Origin of the sequence: Aeromonas sp. 602200 (assembly GCF_049173895.1) — a bacterium.
Lineage (GTDB): Bacteria > Pseudomonadota > Gammaproteobacteria > Enterobacterales > Aeromonadaceae > Aeromonas > Aeromonas veronii_A.
Map to the genome: position 1 here is coordinate 307,775 of NZ_JAAKSL010000002.1, position 18,817 is coordinate 326,591.

The window sequence follows — 18,817 nt, forward strand, 5'->3', positions numbered from 1 at the left end:
GGTAAGGAGACCAACATGCATCATCATCTCAACACCCTCTATCAGGGTCAGTCTCTGAGCCGTGAAAGTACCCGTGACGCCTTCGGCCAGGTGGTACGTGGCGAAGTGGATCCCATCGTTCTCGCCAGTTTATTGACCGCCCTCAAGATCAAGGGGGAAACACCGGAGGAGATCGCCGGCGCCGCCGAGGCGCTCTTGGCGGAAGCGCGCGACTTCCCGCGTCCGGATTACGAGTTTTGTGACATCGTCGGCACCGGTGGCGATGGCCTCAACACCATCAACGTCTCCACCACCTCGGCGCTGGTCGCCGCCGCCTGCGGCCTGAAAGTGGCCAAGCACGGCAACCGCTCGGTCTCGAGCAAGTCGGGCTCGAGCGATCTGCTCGACAAGATGGGCATCAAGCTCGACATGAGCCCGTCACAGGCGCGCCGCTGTCTGGACGAGCTCGGCATCTGCTTCCTGTTCGCCCCCCAGTACCACGCCGGGGTGCGCCATGCCATGCCGGTACGCCAAGCCCTCAAGACCCGCACCCTGTTCAATGTGCTGGGGCCGCTTATCAACCCCGCTCGCCCCACCTATCAGCTGATGGGGGTCTATGCCCCCGAGCTGGTACGCCCCATCGCAGAAACCCTGCTGGCACTGGGGCTGAAAACCGGTATGGTGGTGCACGGTGCCGGGCTGGATGAAATTGCCATCCACGGCCCGACCCAGGTGGCCCAGATCCGTGACGGCGAGATCCGCGAATTTATGATCACCCCGGCTGACTTTGGCCTGGAGACCTATCCGGTCAGCGCCATTCAGGGCGGGGAACCGGAAGAGAACCGCGCCATCACCGCCGCCATTCTGGAAGGGCGTGGCACCCCGGCCCACAACGCCGCCATCGCCGCCAACGTGGCACCGCTGCTGCTGATGGCGGGCAAGGCGACCGATCTCAAGAGCGCGGCCGCCGAGGTGCTGGCAGTGCTGGCCAGTGGCAAGGCAGCGGATCTGGCCGCTCAGCTGGCTACTCTGAGCCATCAGGAAGCGGGCCATCAGGAGGCATGATGTCAGCCACCACGTTGCACAGCAGTCATTCAGAACGCCCACAGGGCAAGAGCCAGTTTCGCAAGGATAACGAGATGTCAGACCTTATTGCCCCCCATGCTTTTCTGAACATGGCCTCCATCAGCCAGACCATTCTCGGCAAGATCGTGGCGGCCAAACAGGAGTGGGTCGCAGCCCGCAAGCTGGCCCAGCCGCTGGAGAGCTTCCAGAGCGCGCTGACCCCAAGCGATCGGGATTTCGTAGGCGCCCTCAAGGCGGGCTCCACCCGCTTTATTCTGGAGTGCAAGAAGGCCTCCCCCTCCAAGGGCTTGATCCGCGACGACTTCAGCCCGGAGGCGATCGCCGACATCTATGGCAAATACGCCACCGCCATCTCGGTGCTGACCGACGAGAAGTTCTTTCAGGGGGATTTCGCCTTTTTGCCGCGGGTGCGCAGCCGCGTCATCCAGCCGGTGCTCTGCAAGGATTTCATGATTGACCCCTATCAGGTCTATCTGGCCCGCCACTATCAGGCGGACGCCATCCTTTTGATGCTCTCGGTGCTTACCGACGAGGGCTATCGCGCCCTGTTCGCGGTGGCCAAGGAGCTGGGTCTGGGCGTGCTCACCGAGGTGAGCAACGAAGAAGAGCTGACCCGTGCCATCGCCCTTGGCGCACCGGTGATTGGTATCAACAACCGGGATCTGCGCGACTTGAGCGTCGATCTCAACCGCACCAAACAGCTGGCCAAAGACATTCCAAGCGATCGGGTAGTGATCAGCGAGTCCGGCATCAACCACCGCGCTCAGGTGGCGGATCTGCGCCACCACGCCAAAGGCTTTCTGGTGGGCTCGTCATTGATGGCCGAGCCGGATCTGGAAGCGGCTGTGCGCAAGCTGGTACTGGGTCAGAACAAGGTGTGCGGCCTGACCCGCGCCGAGGATGCCGCCGCCGCCCATCAGGCGGGTGCGGTATTTGGCGGCCTTATCTTTGTGGCAAAGAGTCCGCGCTATGTGGACATCCCCGCCGCCCGCGCCGTGATGGCGGGCGCGCCGCTCGCCTATGTCGGGGTATTTCGCAACGCCCAGCCCGCCACCATCGCCAAGACGGTGGATGCGCTGGGGCTCGCCGCCGTGCAACTGCATGGGGATGAAGATGCCGCCTATATCGAGGAACTGCGGCCGCTGCTGCCCGCTGGCTGCCAGATCTGGAAAGCAATTGGCATCACAAGCGGCGAGCCGCTGCCCGCCCTCGACTACCCGGCCGATCGCCTGCTGCTGGATACGAAAGTCGGCAGCCAGAGCGGTGGCACCGGTCAGGCGTTCGACTGGGCCCTGCTGGCCACGCTCGATAAAGCCAAGCTGATGCTGGCGGGGGGCCTTAATCCCGACAACGCCCTGCAAGCGGCACAAGTGGGCTGCCTCGGCCTTGATTTCAACTCCGGGGTGGAGAGTGCCCCGGGCCAGAAGGATGCGCACAAGATTGCAGCCGCCTTCGGCGCACTGCGCAACCTGTAACGCAACCCTTTTTGATGTTTCGATTTAGCTAATACAAGGAAGAAGCCATGACCCTGCTCAACCCGTTTTTCGGTGAATTTGGCGGTATGTATGTACCCCAAATCCTTATCCCGGCCCTGCTCCAGCTGGAGAAAGCCTTTGTCGATGCCAAGGATGATCCGGCCTTTATCGCCGAGTTTCAGTCCCTGCTGACCGAGTATGCCGGTCGCCCGACCCCGCTCACCCTGACTCGCAATCTGACCAAAGGCACCAAGACCCGCCTCTATCTGAAGCGTGAAGATCTGCTGCACGGCGGCGCCCACAAGACCAACCAGGTGCTGGGTCAGGCGCTGCTGGCCAAGCGGATGGGCAAGAGCGAGATCATCGCCGAGACCGGCGCCGGTCAGCATGGCGTGGCCACTGCGCTGGCCTGCGCTCTGCTCGGCCTCAAGTGCCGGGTCTATATGGGTGCCAAGGATTGCGAACGCCAGAAGCCCAACGTATTTCGCATGAAGCTGATGGGTGCCACCGTCATTCCGGTGCACTCAGGCTCCAGCACCCTGAAAGATGCCTGCAACGAGGCGCTGCGCGACTGGGCTGCCAACTACGAGTCGGCCCACTACCTGCTCGGCACCGCCGCGGGCCCACACCCCTTCCCCACCATCGTGCGGGAGTTCCAGAAGATGATCGGCGAAGAGGCCAAGGCCCAGTGCTTCGAGAAGGAGGAGCGACTGCCCGATGCGGTGATCGCCTGCGTCGGTGGCGGCTCGAACGCCATCGGCATGTTTGCCGACTTTATCGATGAACCTTCAGTGCGCCTTATCGGCGTCGAGCCGGGCGGTCACGGTATCGAGAGTGGCGAGCACGGTGCGCCGCTGGGTCACGGCAGCAAGGGAGTCTTCTTTGGCATGCACTCCTATCTGATGCAGGACAATCAGGGGCAAATTCAGGAGTCCTACTCCGTTTCGGCGGGGCTGGATTTCCCCTCCGTCGGCCCGCAGCACGCCCACCTGGCCGCCATCGGCCGCGCCGAGTACCCCTCGGTGACCGACAAGGAGGCGCTGGACGCCTTCCAGGAGCTGGCCAAATCCGAAGGCATCATACCGGCGCTGGAGTCCTCCCACGCGCTGGCCCACGCCCTCAAAATGGCCCGCAGTGAACCGGAAAAAGAGCAGGTGCTCATCGTCAACCTCTCCGGCCGTGGCGACAAAGATATCTTCACCGTTGCCGACATTTTCGAGAAAGAAGGAACCTTGTCATGAACCGTTACGCACAACTCTTCTCCCGTCTGGACGCGGCCAATCAGGGCGCCTTTGTGCCGTTCGTGATGCTGGGTGACCCCACCCCTGAACTCTCGCTGGCAATCGTCGATGCGCTGGTCGCAGGGGGCGCCGATGCCCTCGAGCTCGGCATTCCCTTCTCCGATCCGGTCGCGGATGGCCCCACCATTCAGGGCGCCGCCCTGCGCGCCTTTGCCAGCCACACCACCCCGGATGACTGCTTCGAGCTGCTCGGCCGCATCCGCGCCAAGTACCCGCAGCTGCCCATTGGCCTGCTGGTCTACGCCAACCTGGTCTATGTGCGCAAAATCGACGGTTTCTACGAGAAGTGCCAGCAGGCAGGCGTCGATTCGGTGCTGGTCGCCGACGTGCCGGTGCAGATGTGCGCCCCCTACAAGGCGGCGGCTGACAAGTTCGGCATCGACAGCATCTTTATCGCCCCGCCCAATGGCGACGCCGAGACCCTGAAACAGGTGGCTGAGCTTGGCAATGGTTACACCTATCTGGTGAGCCGCGCTGGCGTCACCGGTGCCGAGACCAAGGCCGGTATGCCGGTGGAGGGGCTGATCAATACCCTGCGCGAGTTCAATGCCCCCCCCGCCCTGCTCGGCTTTGGCATCAGCGAACCGGCCCAGGTACGTGAAGCCATCGCCGCCGGCGCTGCCGGCGCCATCTCCGGCTCCGCCGTGGTAAAGATCATCGAGACCCACCACCAGAACCCGAAACATATGCTCACTCGTCTGAAAGAGTTTGTGGAAGGGATGAAGGCGGCGACCAATCGATAAGGGGCGGCATGGGTCACATGCCATTGGCCATGTCTGCGAAAAGGGAGCCTGATAGGCTCCCTTTCTATTTCCTGCTTGTTGCCGCTCCCAGCATCTTTGTCCCCTCTCCCCTTGGGAGAGGGCTAGGGTGAGGGGAAGCTACGGCAACCAAATTTGCTCACATTTAACACTGCTAATGACTAATTTGCTGATCCAACACAGATTCCCGCCAAAACACGCTTCTCAACGCGCCACCCTCCCCCTTAAGATAGCCAAACGACAATCCCTCTCTCGGGAGCGCACCATGGTTGCGATTGTTGCTATCTCGCAGGTTAAAAGCAGCGGACTGGGGGCTGTCACTCAGGGGCGGTAGCGTGGTTTTTTTAGGTTGACGCAGCGTGTAGCAAAGCCCAACAGGCGAGCATTATTACTCCACCCTCTATCCAGAGCGGGATAAATATGGATGTGGCAGATCCACAAAATAGATTTACAGATATATTTCGCGGTAAACGTTGGGCTTCACTTCGTTCAGCACCAACCTACGATTTCTCGCCCAAAATCACGAGATAAAAAAATTATACTTAAATCAAAAACCAATTAAGCATCCACCAATATGACAAAAATAGATATCTACGACATCTCCGCACAAAAATTTGAAGAATTAGCATTCAACTTTCTTCAAGAGCAAGGCGATTTCACAACACTGGAGAACCTTACATCTAGAAGATCTGACGCTGGTTACGACTTCAGCGCTACAACTAAAGACCAAGAAAAAACTCAAAAAATTGCAATTGAAGCCAAGCACAGAAGAAAACTCTCAAAGCAAGACCTGTATAGAATAGCCGAAAATGCAGATCGAATTAAATCTAACTTTGATGGCTTCATACTTATAACCTCTGCAAAACTAAATAAGGAAGAACAACAGCTTTTAGAAAAACTCATTAAAAGTTCAGGATATACCATAACAAAAATATACCAAGATATAACATTTGAAGCCCTAACAAAAACGAGCAATCAAAAAGCCGCTGAAGACATAATAAGAGCAAGAAGAACTAAAATGAAAAGTCTTGCTTACAGCATCTTGTCAATTATCGCAGTACTAATAGCTCTCACTTCAAATACAATTCCCTACTTTGTAGAGGAAGGTAAAAATTTAGATACTCGTATAGACAACGTAGCAAATGCCCTTGAGAGTATAAAGAATCTTGAAAAATATCTGACTGAAATAAAATCAGATATGCAAAAAACCCAGCGTGAATCTGAAAATATTAAGAGAGAGTATGAAAAATCCCAAGAACTAAAACAACTGACAAATGATCAGCAAGCAGCCTTTAGAGCCGCAATTGGCGCCTCAAGCCCTCCATGGTGGGTTAAGCCCCTAGATTACTTCTTTGGCTTTATTTTAGGTATTGGAGCATCAGTAATTGCGAGCTTCATTCACGAGCGAATTAAACTAAACAAAGCTCTCAACTCTCCTGCATAATAGGTATAAAAATATTTTTAAATTGCTAACATCTCTCGCTGGGATACGCGAAAATTCGTTCCTTAACTTAATCATTAGGTTTTAATATGAAATCACCAAACTGTGAAGATATATACTCTCTTATAGGGTTCGCACTCACCTACATTCAGTCTGTGGAAAGAAACATTAAATTTGTTACTACTTTCGTATTACAAGATGACGCCCCATTAACATTAGATAAACTAAATTCTATCGAGGCAAAGGAACGAAAAAAAGCCCTTGGCTACTTCATTGGAAAAGTCAAAGAAAGAGCTACTTTATTTCCACCCCTCGAGAATCTACTTTCTGACTATCTAAAAAATAGAAATGACTTCATACATAATCATGGACAAATACATGGGTGGGATTTAGATACAGAAGAAGGTAGAGACGTTGCAAAGCGGTTTACAGTAAATTTATGGCGTCAAGCGCACAAAATAAATGAGATATTTACCGCTCTCGTAACTCGCTGGCAAGAACAAGCCAAAATTAATCTCCTAGAACCTCATAGCGGGGAAGAATACATTCAAGAAGTTGACAAAAAATATGGGGCGTTTATCGATGTTTTATTCACATCAAAAATCTAATAAGCACAGGCAATCGGACAGCAAAAAAATGTAATCCCTACCAGCCATTGCTGTGTGCGTTAGGTGATCTAATAGAGGTGGGTAATCAGAACCCCCATCTTTCTGAACAAATTTTTATCGCCAGAACATAAAGGATGGGGGGCCAATATTTAAATATTCTCGATATTTACTAAAGTAGAATATATCCCCTCTTCCAATTCCACCCCTACCGCCCCTTGCCCCACACCCGCCATCCCATCAATACCAGCATCACTACAACCCCCGGCAGCCAGACCCAGTAGAGCTCGGAGAGGATCACCGCCTCACCTCGGGCGGTGAGATAGGCCTCTAGCTTGAAGGGGGCAACCCGGATCACCTGCCAGGGAGCGAAGAAGCGCTCGTCACGCCACGGCCAGAGCCAGCCAACCCCCTTGCCGCCGGTGGTGAGGGAATCGAGCAGGCTGTGGGAGAGCAGAGAGATCAACAGAAACGACCAGACGGTGGCGGCGCTGGCCCGAAATTGGCGGTGAAACAGCATGGCCAGGGTAGGCAGGGCAAAGGCGAACAGCAGGGAGTGGGTAAAACCGCGGTGGCCAAAGACATGGCCGTAGGCGACCCCCAGTTTGAAGGCGAGCACATCGGCATCGGGCAACATGGCGATGGCAACCCCGGCCAGCAGCAGGCGCGGCGGAATCATCCGGCTGCCAAGCCCCAGTCCAAGACAGAGAGGGACAGCGGCGTGAGTGACTATGGTGGGCATAGGATAAAGCTCCAACTGAAACGTGAGCCTACCCTACCCCCGCTCGGTGAAGTGAAGGTGAAGTGAACCCACTGTATTGGTTCGCTGTTAGCTAAATGCAACGCCAATCAGCGTTGGCGCGTTAACTTGAAATGTTCATTTAACAGCGGCTGACATGCAGAACGGGATCGTGATAAGTAGTCTCTTCGGTTCACATCACAGGGATAGTGGCAACGATGAATGTACCAAAAAGCGTCGTGCGGATTGCGAGCGTTATCAGCCTTTGGTTAATGACAGGATGCATGGCAGAGGCCGCCTCTGCGCAGCCGCAGCAAGAGCCGTACGCGCTGATCTATAACGGGCCTGTTTCTGATGGGGATAGCACCAGAGCGATTGCGGATGTGGTCAGGCAGCTGGGCTTGCCGGTCAGGTATCTCTCCAATATCGAGGCGCTGCCTGCAGAGCTCGATAATGCCAGGGTGTTTATCGTTGGCGGCACTGAGGACGATGTTGAGCCGCTCCTCAATGCCTTCACAGCAGAAGCGCGTTCGGCGTTAAAAACCTATTTGCAGAATGGTGGCCGCTACCTCGGGATCTGTGGGGGGGCATTTGTGGCATCCACCGGCTGGCCTGAAGATGAGGGCTTTGTGCCGGCGCTGGGCCTCGTCCCTGCCACATCCGATGATTATGACGGCGACTTTAGCGCCAGGATCTTCCCGATCACCTGGCTTGGTGAAGCGCGCCAGATGTATTACCAGGCCGGCCCGCAATTTACGCCGGTGCCAAGCCCCGAGCAGGTCAAGGTCATCGCCCATTTTCAAAACCATCATATTGCCGCGCTGATCAGCTCATACGGCACAGGCAAGGTGGCCGTTTCCGGGCCACACCCCGAAGCCCCCGAATCGTGGAAAGCGAACGCGGTGGGCGGTGACAAGATGGAGTCGAATATTCATCTGGCTGCAGGACTCGTTAACGAGTTGCTCTCCGAAGAGCCCGTCACCGATTCGAAGTAGGCGCGTCCCTACGCCCCTGGATGTGACCCCATTGCTCGGCCCGGAAGTCAGGCCATCCAATCGGCCGCAATCCATAAAAAAACCACCGGCCTGCAAAAGGTCGGTGGTTTTTTTATCGGTGGTAGATAACGGGTAGCCGATACAAAGGGTTCGCTACCTCAACTTTCGCCCGGGAACGAGCACTACTCTTCCTGCTCCTCCGGTTGTCTCTCCCCACCCCGCAACTGTTGCAGCTCATCGACTCGGGCTTGCCACTTCTCTTGGGCTTTTTTGCGCTCCTGAAGCTGGAACTCTTCGCGCATGGTGTCGATGTTAAGGTCAAGTGTTTCCATCAGAGTGTCTCCTTTGTATGACCGCTTAAAGACTGGCTGACGGCGCATTGGCCAACCTGCTCCCCTATTCAGACACCACTCATCCCCCAAACGCCCAACTAAATAATCGATTGAATATGCAACATTCAATCTAAAAAACTATTCATTCTGCACGGTGACACGCTGTAGCAGCGGCTGCCGCCCCGTTACGCGAAACGCAACGAGGCCCACGTCCCCCGCCAAAAAGGTGATAAAGGCATACGCAGTAACCCGGTTTGGCGTAGTCCCATGCTGGAGCAGATCTCATCGCCGAACCGGATTATCTGGCACTGCGCCGAAATGGCGTTAAGCAGTGCTACTACCATTTTCAAAGGCAGGCAGCGCAGTTGCCCAACCGGCGAAACCAATAAAAAGACCCCCTATTGCCCAGCGGTAAGAGGGGGTCTTTTGTTTGAGCCGCCGGCTAGCCGGCTATTGCCTCACGCTATCAGGCCAGCGAGACAAAGATCCCGGCCAGGGTGGCGCTCATCAGGTTCGCCAGGGTCGCGGCCAACACAGCCTTGAAGCCCATATTGGCCACATCGTGACGGCGCTCCGGCGCCATGGTGCCGATGGAGCCAAGCTGCACCGCAATGGAGCCCAGGTTGGCAAAACCGCACAGCGCGAAGGTGATGATGATCTGGGTATGGGCGCTGAGGCCTTCCTTGATATTGGCAAAGTCCAGATAGGCGACGAACTCGTTCATGATCACCTTCTGGCCGATGAGGGAACCGGCCGCCATCATCTCGCTGGCGGGCACGCCGATCAGCCAGGCCACCGGGGCAAACAGATAACCCAGCAGCTGTTGCAGGGAGAGATCGGCCCAGCCGAACCACTCGCCGACCGTGGTGAGACCGGCGTTGATCATGGTGATGACGCTGACAAAGGCGAGCAGGATGGTGCCGATGGCCACGGCGATCTTCATGCCGCCCATGGCGCCGCCCGCCAGCGCGTCGATGGCGTTGCTGTAGTCGCTCTTGTCGAGGGTGATCTCGGTCTGATCGCTCACCTGCTGCTGCTCCGGCACCAGCAGTTTGGCCATCAGCAGGCCACCGGGCGCCGCCATAAAGGAGGCGGCGATGAGGTATTTAAGATCCACCCCCAGACCGGCGTAACCGCCCAGCACCGAGCCCGCCACCGAGGCCATGCCGCAGGTCATCACCGCAAAGAGTTCAGAGCGGGTCATGCCGGCAAGGAAGGGGCGAATAAGCAGCGGCGACTCCCCTTGCGACAGGAAGATATTGCCGGTGGCCACCAGTGACTCGGCGCGGCTGGTGCCGAGCAGGCGATGGATGGCGCCGCCCAATACCCGGATCACCCACTGCATGATGCCGAAGTGGTAGAGCACGGCGATCAGCGCGCTGATAAAGATCACCAGCGGCAGCACCCGCACGGCGAAGATAAAACCGTTGCTGGCGAGATCGCCAAACACGAAACGGATGCCGCTGTCGGCAAAGCCGAGCAGGGCGGAGACGCCATTGCTCATGGCACCGAGCATGATTTGTCCGGGGGGGAAATAGAGCACCAGCGCAGCAAAACCGGTTTGCAGGGCGAGCGCACCCAGCACGGTTCGCCAGCGGATGGCTCGGCGGTTTTCACTGGCCAGCCAGGCGATAAACATCAGGGCCAGCATACCGACCAGACTCAATAACAGTGTCATCTTGCACCTATGAAGAGAGGAGTTTCATATGGCAAGTCTGCAGACAGGCGTCGCGGGCGATCCGGCGGGAGAGGTGCCGACCCACGCGACACGCAGACCACAAACCTACAGGTTAGTGGCGGGTCCCATCCTGGGGTCATTCACGTTCCGGGTGACAGCATGTATCGGGTGACGCCAGCGCCGTCGCAGGGGGAGATGCGGCCGGGTGGCAGGTCGGGCGGCGATGGTACAGTGATCATCGTCACAGAAAAAGCGGTAAAACGATTGGCTGGGGTAACTTTTTCAACTTGTTCACACAACGAAACAGGGCCAGCGTGATGCTGGCCCTGTTTCAATCCGTACTTGAGTACTCAGATGATTACTTGAGGCGCTTGCCGCTCGCATCCACCACCTGCTCGCCATCCTCCTTGGCGAAGGCCCCTTTTTGCTGATCGGGCAATATATCGAGCACCAGTTCCGACGGACGGCACAGCTTGGTGCCGAGGGGCGTGACCACGATGGGGCGGTTGATGAGGATGGGGTGAGCCAGCATGGCATAGATCAGTTCATCATCGCTAAAGCGATCTTCCGCCAGCCCGAGCGCCTCGTAGGGGGGCACGTTCTTGCGCAGCAGATCGCGCACCGGCATACCCATGGCGGCGATCAGCGCCACCAGCTGGTCACGGGAGGGGGGCGTCTCCAGATAGTGGATGACTGTGGGTTCCACGCCGCTGTTGCGGATCAGCTCCAGGGTGTTGCGGGAGGTACCACATTCCGGGTTGTGATAGATAGTGATTGCACTCATTTGCGTGTCTCTCATTAATCAAGTGAATAGAAAATGGATAGCATCAGTTCGCGGCCAGCTGTTAGCGGCCATCAGTTAACGGCCCAGCCCCGCTTCGTACCAGGGTTTGCTGGCGTTAACCACCCGCACCACCAGCAGCATGACCGGTACCTCGATCAACACGCCAACCACGGTGGCGAGCGCCGCGCCGGAGTGAAAGCCGAACAGGCTGATGGCGGCGGCCACCGCCAGCTCGAAGAAGTTGGAGGCGCCGATCAGGGCGGAAGGACAGGCAACCGAGTGCTTCTCCCCCACCTTGCGGTTGAGCCAGTAAGCCAAGCCAGAGTTGAACAGCACCTGGATCAGGATCGGCACCGCCAACAGGGCGATAACCAGCGGCTGCTCAATGATGGCGTTGCCCTGAAAGGCAAACAGCAGCACCAGAGTGAGCAGCAAGGCCGCCACCGACCAGGGCTGGATGCGGGTCATGACGCCGTCAAAGTGGGCCTCACCCTTTTTCAGCAAGGCCTTGCGCAGCAGTTGGGCGATGATGACCGGAATGACGATATAGAGCACCACAGAGGTGAGCAGGGTATCCCACGGCACTATGATGCTGGAGACCCCGAGCAGCAGCGCCACCAGCGGGGCGAAGGCAAACACCATGATGAGGTCGTTCACCGCCACCTGCGACAGGGTGAAGTAGGGATCGCCGTTGGTGAGGCGACTCCAGACAAACACCATGGCGGTGCAGGGGGCCGCCGCCAGCAGGATCAGCCCCGCTACGTAACTGTCGAGCTGATCCGCTGGCAGCCAGTCAGCAAACAGCACGCGGATAAAGAGCCAGCCGAGGAAGGCCATGGAGAAGGGCTTGACCAGCCAGTTGATAAAGAGGGTGACGCCAATCCCCTTGAGGTGTCCCTTCACCTGATGCAGGGCGCCGAAGTCGATCTTGAGCAGCATGGGGATGATCATCACCCAGATCAGCAGCCCCACAGGCAGGTTGACCTTGGCCACCTCCATGGCGCCGATCGCCTTGAAGAGATCCGGCAACCCCTGCCCAAGCCCAATCCCCACCAGAATGCAGAGGGCGACCCAGGCGGTCAGATAACGTTCAAAAAAGCCGATGGCAGGCACGGCCTTGGCATCACATGTTGCAGACATCACAGCTCCCGATGCGGCGCAAGACCGCATCTTCTATTGGTTCAAAACAAAGGGTTATAACAAGTAACGGCATATTCAAGCCGCCCCGGCAGCAGGCCGGGGCGGCGACTCAATGGTGCTGGCAGAGACGGCGCAGGGCATCGGGCCCCACCGGCTCCTCGGCGAGCAGCGGCACCACGGCGTAGCGGCTGGCATGTTGCTGCTCGACCGCCTCGATATGGGGCAACTGGCGCTCGGCCCGCAGTTGCAGCAGCGGTGAGCTGACCGCAGCTTGCTGCAAGCTGTGGTTGATGAGCCAGCCCCAGGGCTCGATGCCAGCCCGGCGCAGATCGGCCTGCAGATTCGCCGCCTCCTGCACTGGCGTCGGCTCGGGCAGCGTCACAATCAACACCTTGGTCTGCTTGGGATCCTGCAACTGCATCATGGGGGTGGTGAAGTGCAGCCCCTTGTTTCCCATCTGGCGAGCGATCTCCCTGTGGTAGGCGCCGGTAGCGTCGAGCAGCAGCAGGGTGTGGCCGGTGGGGGCAGTATCCATCACCACGAAGCGCTTGCCCGCCTCGCGAATGATGCGCGAGAAGGCCTGAAACACGGCGATCTCCTCGGTACAGGGGGAGCGCAAGTCCTCCTCCAGCAGTGCCCTCCCCTGCTCGTCCAGCGCAGCCCCCTTGGTGGCCAGCACCTGGGCGCGGTAACGCTCGGTCTCGGCGTGGGGGTCGATGCGACTAACCTCCAGATGGGGCAAACTAGCTGCCAGCGTCTCGCTCAGATGCGCGGCGGGATCCGAGGTGGTGAGGTGCACCGGCAAACCGTGGCTCGCCAGCTCCACCGCCACGGCGGCCGCCAGGGTGGTTTTGCCCACCCCGCCCTTGCCCATCAGCATGATGAGGCCATGACCGTCGGCGGCCAGCTCGTCCACCAGCGAACTCAACTCGGGCTGGGCTTGCTTGACAGTGGGCTGTTCTGTCGGGGATTGAGCGGCTGTTCCCTCTGATTGCAGCAACATACGCAAACTGTCGACCCCCACCAGATTGGTGGCCAGCAGCGGGATATGATCCTGCGCCAGCCCCTTTATTCCCTGCGGCATCTGGGCGAGAGCCCGTTGCTCGCGCTGCCAGAGCGCCATTGCCAGCGGGTCTCCGGCAATAGCGCCTTCGGGGAAGAGGCCATTGATCACCAGTTGCTGATTCAACAAATCGATGGCGGCCAGCTCCTCGTGGGTGCGAGCCACTTCCCGCAGAGTGGATTGCTGGGCGCGCGCCACCAGCACCAGACGGGTGCGGGCAGCATCAGCCAGGGCGGCGACCGCCTCGCCATACTGGCTGCGCTGTTTCTCCAGCCCCGCCAGCGGGCCAAGGCAGGAGGCATCCCCCTTGCCCTGCTCCAGAAATTCGCTCCAGGCTCCCGGCAGTTGCAGCAGCCGGATGGTGTGGCCGGTTGGGGCCGTATCAAAGACGATATGGTCATACTCGGCCAGCAGCGCCGGGTCGGTCAGCAGCGCGGTGAACTCGTCAAAGGCGGCGATCTCGGTGGTGCAGGCGCCGGAGAGCTGCTCCTCGATGCTGCGCACCACGCTCTCGGGCAACTTGCCGCGCACCGGCCCGACGATCCGCTCCCGATAGGCTTTGGCCGCCGCGGGGGGATCAATCTCCAGCGCCGACAAACCAGGCACAGCGGCGATGGCGGTGACGCGATTACCGATCTCGGTGGCAAACACCTGCCCCACGTTGGAGGCAGGATCTGTGCTCACCAGCAGCACCCGCTTGCCAATATCACACAGCGCTACCGCACTGGCGCAAGCCAGCGAGGTCTTGCCCACCCCGCCCTTGCCGGTGAAAAAGAGAAACGGCGGTGGATTGGTCAGAAAATGGTACATAGCCTCTCCCGAATGGTGCGTCACGACTCAGCAGCAACCGCTGCCGGAGCAGCAGCCGCCCTTGACGATCCCCTTGATGGCCGCTTGCGGCGCAGGCAGCCCGGCATAACGGGCCAGCTCACTGCGGCTCGGATAACGACCGGTCAACACCACCTGCCCCTCCACCAGCACCAGCGGCAACCCCTCCTCCCCGGCGTGGGTCAGAAAAGCGCTGACGGCAGGTGTCTCGGCAAATTGCATCGGCTGCTGGGCCAGATTGAAACGCTCGATGGCTACTCCCTGCTCCTTGGCCCAGGCAAGGTCGGCTGCGAAGGTGACCAGTGCCTGATCAACCTCGGTACCGCAGACACCGCTGGAGCAGCAGAGGGCGGGATCAAAAATCTGAATGGAGGACATGGCATTACTCCTTGTTGCAGCAGGGCTGCGCAGGCAGAACATGGGGGGAGCAGGCTGACTCGGCACGCATCACGCCGCACGCCTCGGGATGACCGGCACAGCACTCCTCGGTGAGGTAGGCGATCACATCCAGCATCAGGGGAATATTGGCGCGGTAGCGCAGAAAGCGCCCCTCCTGCTCCACCGACAGCAGACCGGTGTTGAGCATCGCCTTGAGGTGAAACGAGAGGGTATTGGGGGCAATATCGAGCTCGCTGGCCAGTTCACCGGCGACCCGCCCCTCCAGCCCGGCCTTCACCAGCAGCCGCCATACATCGAGCCGGATGCCGGATGCCAGCGATTCAAAGACCTTGGAGGCCATCTCTTTGTTCATCTTCACTCCCCTTGGTGTGACCTTTCATTTCAACTATACAAGAATTATTGAAATGATCAAGATACGTACCGAAGCGAAGATACGAGGTTCTGACATCAAACCGAGCAAAAAGGGGAATCGACGAGTGAACAACCGTTGCGGACGAGCACACAGGGCTCGTCGCAGATAAACAGACGCCCTCCAGAGGGAGGGCGTATCAGAGCGTTTGACCCGCCAGCACAGTCAGCGCTGTCGGGGCAATCAGACGAACGCGTGCCTTATTTGGCAGCAGGCACTGCGTTAAAGGTGAGCAGGGCCGCCTTGTTGGCATCGCTCAGAGTCAGCTGGTTGCCGTTGATGGAGTAGGTTGCCACCTTCCCCAGCTTTTGCAGGAACTCGGTCTCTTTGTTCATGGCGTCGCCGATGCACATCATGCGAGTGGAGCCCATGGCGCCCAGCGTCAAGACACCGTCACCCTGCTTGGTGATACCGCCAAAATAGCGGTTGCAGCCACCCTTGCCCGCCACCTTGCCGTCGACCACTTGCAGGGTGAAGGTATCGCCGGTGGCGCCTTGCAGCTGCCAGCTGGATGCTTGCAGTTGAGCCATGCTGGAACCTGTTGCCATTGCGCAGCCTCCCAGTGCCAGCGCGGCCAGCAGAGTCAGTTTCTTGTTCATGGATTCACCTCTTAATGATTAGAGCCATCAATACGGCAGCCTGTTTATCATGGCTGGCGCCCATGCCAAAGGATTTTATTGTGATCTCCCTTCACTTTACTACCAGCTGGCATGTGCCATGCTTAGGCTCAGTTCCGGACCCAGGGAGGGGAAACGAATGGTCAAATCACTCATCATCACACTGCTTGCAACCTGCGCCAGCATGGCCGCACAGGCCGCTGACTGGGCAGTGGTTCAGCCGCAATCCAACCCGTCTCTCTATGTCAAAAGTTACTCGGGTGTGCTGCTCAATGGCCATAGCCATCACAGCGACAGTTTTGATCTCTGGCTGGTCAATAGCGGCTATCAATATCCGGTGGTGGATGATGTTACCCTCTTTATGGAAGCGGGCCCGGCGGTGGCGGATCAGAATCGCACATCCGGTTTCAATATGAGTTCGGGGGTACGCTACCAGCTCTCTCCGGCATTCAATATCGGCAGCCAGATCAAGCATCTCGATCTCAACAAGGCCAGCACCCTGCTGGAGCTCAACTCCAGCCTGCTGCTGACCCCCAGACTCTCCCTCACCGCCAACTACGGCGTCAGCGCCATCACTGCCGATCAGGCACTGAGTCTGGGGGTCGGCTTCAACTTCTGAATCAGATCAGCGGCGTGGCACTCACCACCACGCCGTTGCGATCCGCATAGACGTAATCCCCTTCGTGGATGGTCACCCCGGCAAAGCTGACCACGGCCCCCAGCTCTCCCAATCCTCGCTTCTCGGTCTTGACCGGACAGGCCGCCAGCGCCTTGACCCCGAGCGCCAGTGTCGCCAGGGTGCCCACATCCCGCGCCGCGCCGTGGATAAGGATACCCTCCCACCCCTGCTCCACCGCCTTGATCGCCAGTTGATCGCCAAGCAGCGCACGGCGCAGCGAGCCGCCGCCGTCGATCACCATCACCTTGCCGTGACCGGGGCGGGTCACCAGATCCCGCACCAGACTGTTGTCTTCATAACAGGAGAGCGTTACGGCGCGACCATAAAAGAGGGCCTTGCCGCCAAAATCCTGAAACACCGGGTCGGCTACTTGCAGCAAGTCGCCGTGTTGATCGCAGAGGTCGGGCAGGAGATCCAACATGATTTGATTCCTTTCAGATGCATGAAGATGTTCATTCTTTCATCAGGCAAGTTTTCTGGCAATCCAGAAGGATTCAATATTGCCCAGACAAACTGCTGATTTATCCGTCAATACTGGTGTCAGCCAGAGCTGGCCATCCTCCACCCAGTAGATGGCGTTCTGGCCAAAACGAGCAGCCAGCTGACGGGCTTGTGGCAGAGATAGCGCCACCGCCAGCGATGACTCCTGCCAGCGTTCGTCCGGGTCAGATCCCCAAAACGGCCCCACCACGGGCACCTGCAAATCCATTGTCAGATGGCGCCACATCGCCCGTTCCCGCCGCATATTGCGTCGTTCTGTGACCCACTGGCTGGCCGGATTCCAGGCTGTGATGATGGCAAAGGCAGACCAGTCTGGTGGCTCAAATGGCGCGATAAAGCAGATTTTCTTGTAGTTTTCCCACAAATTCATGTCAATCACATGTTACATTCCATTACATTTTGTAGGGGCGAAAACCCGGTTCAGGCCAAGTATGATGCAGCTGTACCAGGGTTTGACCTATATCAAAACAGAGTTAAAAAGTTGCTATCTGACGGCAAAGAGTGTTGTTATGCTCCTGTTAACTGATAAAATGCGGCCACTTTCGTAATGGACGACCTTTCCAGGCTCTGCTCGACCAGACTTGTCGGGAACCTATAAGTGGCACAGGGATACTTGCCGGTACTGATGCCTAATTCGCGATATTCCGACCTGACTCTCATACCCAGGATGACGTAATAAATTTTCAGGATCAGTCAGGAAATCGGTTTGAAACGCCAAAGAGTGTTAAATTTAAGATAATTAACTGATAAGAATCTGGGAATACTCATGCAAACACCACACATTCTGATCGTCGAAGACGAGCTGGTCACACGCAATACCCTGAAAAGCATTTTTGAAGCCGAAGGCTACATCGTGCTCGAAGCCAACAACGGCGACGAGATGCATCAGGCCCTCACTTCCCACACCATCAATCTGGTGATCATGGACATCAACCTGCCGGGCAAGAACGGCCTGCTGCTGGCCCGTGAGCTGCGTGAGAACGACAACATCGCCCTGATGTTCCTGACCGGCCGTGACAACGAAGTGGACAAGATCCTGGGTCTGGAGATCGGCGCCGATGATTACATCACCAAGCCGTTCAACCCGCGCGAGCTGACCATCCGTGCCCGCAACCTGCTGAGCCGCACCATGAACGTGGCTGCCGGTGGCGAAGAGAAGAAGCTGGTTGAGCGCTACCTGTTCAACGGCTGGGCGCTGGATATCAACAGCCGCGCACTGGTCAGCCCGACTGGCGACATGTTCAAGCTGCCGCGCTCCGAGTTCCGCGCCATGCTGCACTTCTGCGAAAACCCGGGCCAGATCCAGACCCGTGCCGAGCTGCTGAAGAAGATGACAGGCCGCGAGCTCAAGCCCCACGACCGTACCGTCGATGTGACCATCCGTCGCATTCGCAAACACTTCGAAAGCGTCAACGATACTCCGGAGATCATCGCCACCATCCACGGTGAAGGCTACCGTTTCTGTGGTGAGCTCGAGCAGGAATAAGCTCCCGCGACGCTGTTGATCTGAAAAGGCGCCTTGGGCGCCTTTTCTGTCTCTGCGGTTTGCCTTAAAAGCTGAGAAACCGTGAGCGTGACGTCGAACGGCGCACAGGATAGATGAAAAACGAAAAGCCCACTCGCAGGAGTGGGCTTTTCGCTTTGAAGCTGGAGCGGGCAGCGGGAATCGAACCCGCATCATCAGCTTGGAAGGCTGAGGTAATAGCCATTATACGATGCCCGCCTGGCATCTGAAATTTGGAGCGGGTGATGGGAATCGAACCCACGTATGCAGCTTGGGAAGCTACCGTTCTACCATTGAACTACACCCGCGTCAGGGCTCCTACTATATGCATTTTGCCGCCGAGCGCAATGGCGCCTTTGCCACTTTTTTCAATAAATCAATCTGTTCGGACAAGGATTGAACAGACGGTTGCTTTTTCAATCAAACATTTTCAACACAGATAATTTACAAGGTTGCCAAGGCCAAACGGCAAGGATAGTCTTGCGCCACTCGACGCGAGGA

At 57.8% G+C, this 18,817-nt stretch carries 20 protein-coding genes and 2 tRNA genes; 9 read left to right on the forward strand and 13 right to left on the reverse strand.

The annotated features are described in order from the left end of the window. The first annotated feature begins 15 nt into the window (after positions 1-15). The 6 genes from trpD (at position 16) to G5221_RS04460 (ending at position 6,651) form a co-directional block, all read left to right on the forward strand. On the forward strand, positions 16-1,044 hold the full coding sequence (trpD, locus tag G5221_RS04435) for an anthranilate phosphoribosyltransferase (RefSeq protein WP_123173487.1): 1,029 nt from the start codon (positions 16-18) through the stop codon (positions 1,042-1,044). Then, positions 1,044-2,540, forward strand: a complete 1,497-nt coding sequence (gene trpCF / locus G5221_RS04440) for a bifunctional indole-3-glycerol-phosphate synthase TrpC/phosphoribosylanthranilate isomerase TrpF (protein WP_421262895.1) — start codon at positions 1,044-1,046, stop codon at positions 2,538-2,540. Before trpD ends, trpCF begins: the two co-directional genes overlap by 1 nt. A 47-nt stretch (positions 2,541-2,587) precedes the next feature. Next, positions 2,588-3,781 carry a tryptophan synthase subunit beta gene (gene trpB, locus G5221_RS04445; protein ID WP_005347359.1) on the forward strand — a complete coding sequence of 398 codons (1,194 nt, stop codon included), beginning with the start codon at positions 2,588-2,590 and terminating at the stop codon, positions 3,779-3,781. Next, entirely contained in the window at positions 3,778-4,584 is an 807-nt protein-coding gene (gene trpA, locus G5221_RS04450; protein ID WP_368177660.1) for a tryptophan synthase subunit alpha, read from the forward strand. Before trpB ends, trpA begins: the two co-directional genes overlap by 4 nt. 592 nt (positions 4,585-5,176) lie before the next feature. Next, the gene (locus G5221_RS04455) at positions 5,177-6,046 is read left to right on the forward strand and encodes a restriction endonuclease (protein WP_421262896.1); all 870 of its coding nucleotides are present in this window, start codon (positions 5,177-5,179) and stop codon (positions 6,044-6,046) included. Between the two features lie 86 nt (positions 6,047-6,132). Further along, a complete protein-coding gene (locus tag G5221_RS04460) occupies positions 6,133-6,651 on the forward strand; it encodes a hypothetical protein (protein ID WP_421262897.1) in 519 nt (172 codons plus the stop codon). Between the two features lie 205 nt (positions 6,652-6,856). Here the strand turns inward: G5221_RS04460 and G5221_RS04465 are convergent, their stop codons facing one another. After that, a complete protein-coding gene (locus G5221_RS04465; protein ID WP_421262898.1) occupies positions 6,857-7,390 on the reverse strand; it encodes a metal-dependent hydrolase in 534 nt (177 codons plus the stop codon). A gap of 215 nt (positions 7,391-7,605) precedes the next feature. Here G5221_RS04465 and G5221_RS04470 point away from each other — a divergent pair, with 215 nt between their 5' ends. Next, the gene (locus tag G5221_RS04470; protein WP_421262899.1) at positions 7,606-8,382 is read left to right on the forward strand and encodes a BPL-N domain-containing protein; all 777 of its coding nucleotides are present in this window, start codon (positions 7,606-7,608) and stop codon (positions 8,380-8,382) included. 182 nt (positions 8,383-8,564) lie between these two features. Here G5221_RS04470 and G5221_RS04475 read toward each other — a convergent pair whose 3' ends face one another. From G5221_RS04475 to G5221_RS04510, 8 genes are all read right to left on the reverse strand, one after another. After that, complete coding sequence (locus G5221_RS04475; protein ID WP_005347375.1) at positions 8,565-8,714, reverse strand: hypothetical protein; 150 nt, start codon at positions 8,712-8,714, stop codon at positions 8,565-8,567. A gap of 466 nt (positions 8,715-9,180) precedes the next feature. Beyond that, entirely contained in the window at positions 9,181-10,392 is a 1,212-nt protein-coding gene (locus tag G5221_RS04480) for a NupC/NupG family nucleoside CNT transporter (RefSeq protein WP_266134210.1), read from the reverse strand. A gap of 358 nt (positions 10,393-10,750) precedes the next feature. After that, complete coding sequence (gene arsC / locus G5221_RS04485) at positions 10,751-11,176, reverse strand: glutaredoxin-dependent arsenate reductase (protein ID WP_266134211.1); 426 nt, start codon at positions 11,174-11,176, stop codon at positions 10,751-10,753. A gap of 75 nt (positions 11,177-11,251) precedes the next feature. After that, positions 11,252-12,316: an ACR3 family arsenite efflux transporter gene (gene arsB / locus G5221_RS04490; RefSeq protein WP_064341225.1), complete on the reverse strand. Its 1,065-nt coding sequence runs from the start codon at positions 12,314-12,316 to the stop codon at positions 11,252-11,254. 109 nt (positions 12,317-12,425) lie between these two features. Continuing rightward, entirely contained in the window at positions 12,426-14,189 is a 1,764-nt protein-coding gene (gene arsA / locus G5221_RS04495) for an arsenical pump-driving ATPase (RefSeq protein ID WP_266134212.1), read from the reverse strand. A 27-nt stretch (positions 14,190-14,216) separates the two neighbouring features. After that, a complete protein-coding gene (gene arsD / locus G5221_RS04500) occupies positions 14,217-14,585 on the reverse strand; it encodes an arsenite efflux transporter metallochaperone ArsD (RefSeq protein ID WP_005347398.1) in 369 nt (122 codons plus the stop codon). Between the two features lie 4 nt (positions 14,586-14,589). Then, the gene (locus G5221_RS04505; protein ID WP_216953190.1) at positions 14,590-14,958 is read right to left on the reverse strand and encodes an ArsR/SmtB family transcription factor; all 369 of its coding nucleotides are present in this window, start codon (positions 14,956-14,958) and stop codon (positions 14,590-14,592) included. 257 nt (positions 14,959-15,215) lie between these two features. After that, positions 15,216-15,614, reverse strand: coding sequence for an META domain-containing protein (locus tag G5221_RS04510; RefSeq protein ID WP_421262900.1), 399 nt, complete (start codon positions 15,612-15,614; stop codon positions 15,216-15,218). 157 nt (positions 15,615-15,771) lie between these two features. Between G5221_RS04510 and G5221_RS04515 the strand changes: the two genes are divergently transcribed. Continuing rightward, a complete protein-coding gene (locus G5221_RS04515) occupies positions 15,772-16,251 on the forward strand; it encodes a hypothetical protein (protein ID WP_064338427.1) in 480 nt (159 codons plus the stop codon). 1 nt (position 16,252) lies between these two features. Here G5221_RS04515 and G5221_RS04520 read toward each other — a convergent pair whose 3' ends face one another. Together G5221_RS04520 and G5221_RS04525 are read right to left on the reverse strand one after the other, a co-directional pair. Beyond that, positions 16,253-16,732 (reverse strand): putative 4-hydroxy-4-methyl-2-oxoglutarate aldolase, encoded by a 480-nt coding sequence (locus tag G5221_RS04520; protein ID WP_019445630.1) that lies wholly within the window; start codon positions 16,730-16,732, stop codon positions 16,253-16,255. Between the two features lie 42 nt (positions 16,733-16,774). Further along, a complete protein-coding gene (locus G5221_RS04525; RefSeq protein WP_266134214.1) occupies positions 16,775-17,182 on the reverse strand; it encodes a DUF3293 domain-containing protein in 408 nt (135 codons plus the stop codon). 396 nt (positions 17,183-17,578) lie between these two features. Between G5221_RS04525 and arcA the strand changes: the two genes are divergently transcribed. Then, complete coding sequence (gene arcA / locus G5221_RS04530) at positions 17,579-18,298, forward strand: two-component system response regulator ArcA (protein WP_005338193.1); 720 nt, start codon at positions 17,579-17,581, stop codon at positions 18,296-18,298. A gap of 162 nt (positions 18,299-18,460) precedes the next feature. Here the strand turns inward: arcA and G5221_RS04535 are convergent. Next, positions 18,461-18,535, reverse strand: a tRNA-Gly gene (locus G5221_RS04535). Between the two features lie 15 nt (positions 18,536-18,550). Beyond that, positions 18,551-18,624, reverse strand: a tRNA-Gly gene (locus G5221_RS04540). Positions 18,625-18,817: the final 193 nt, after the last annotated feature.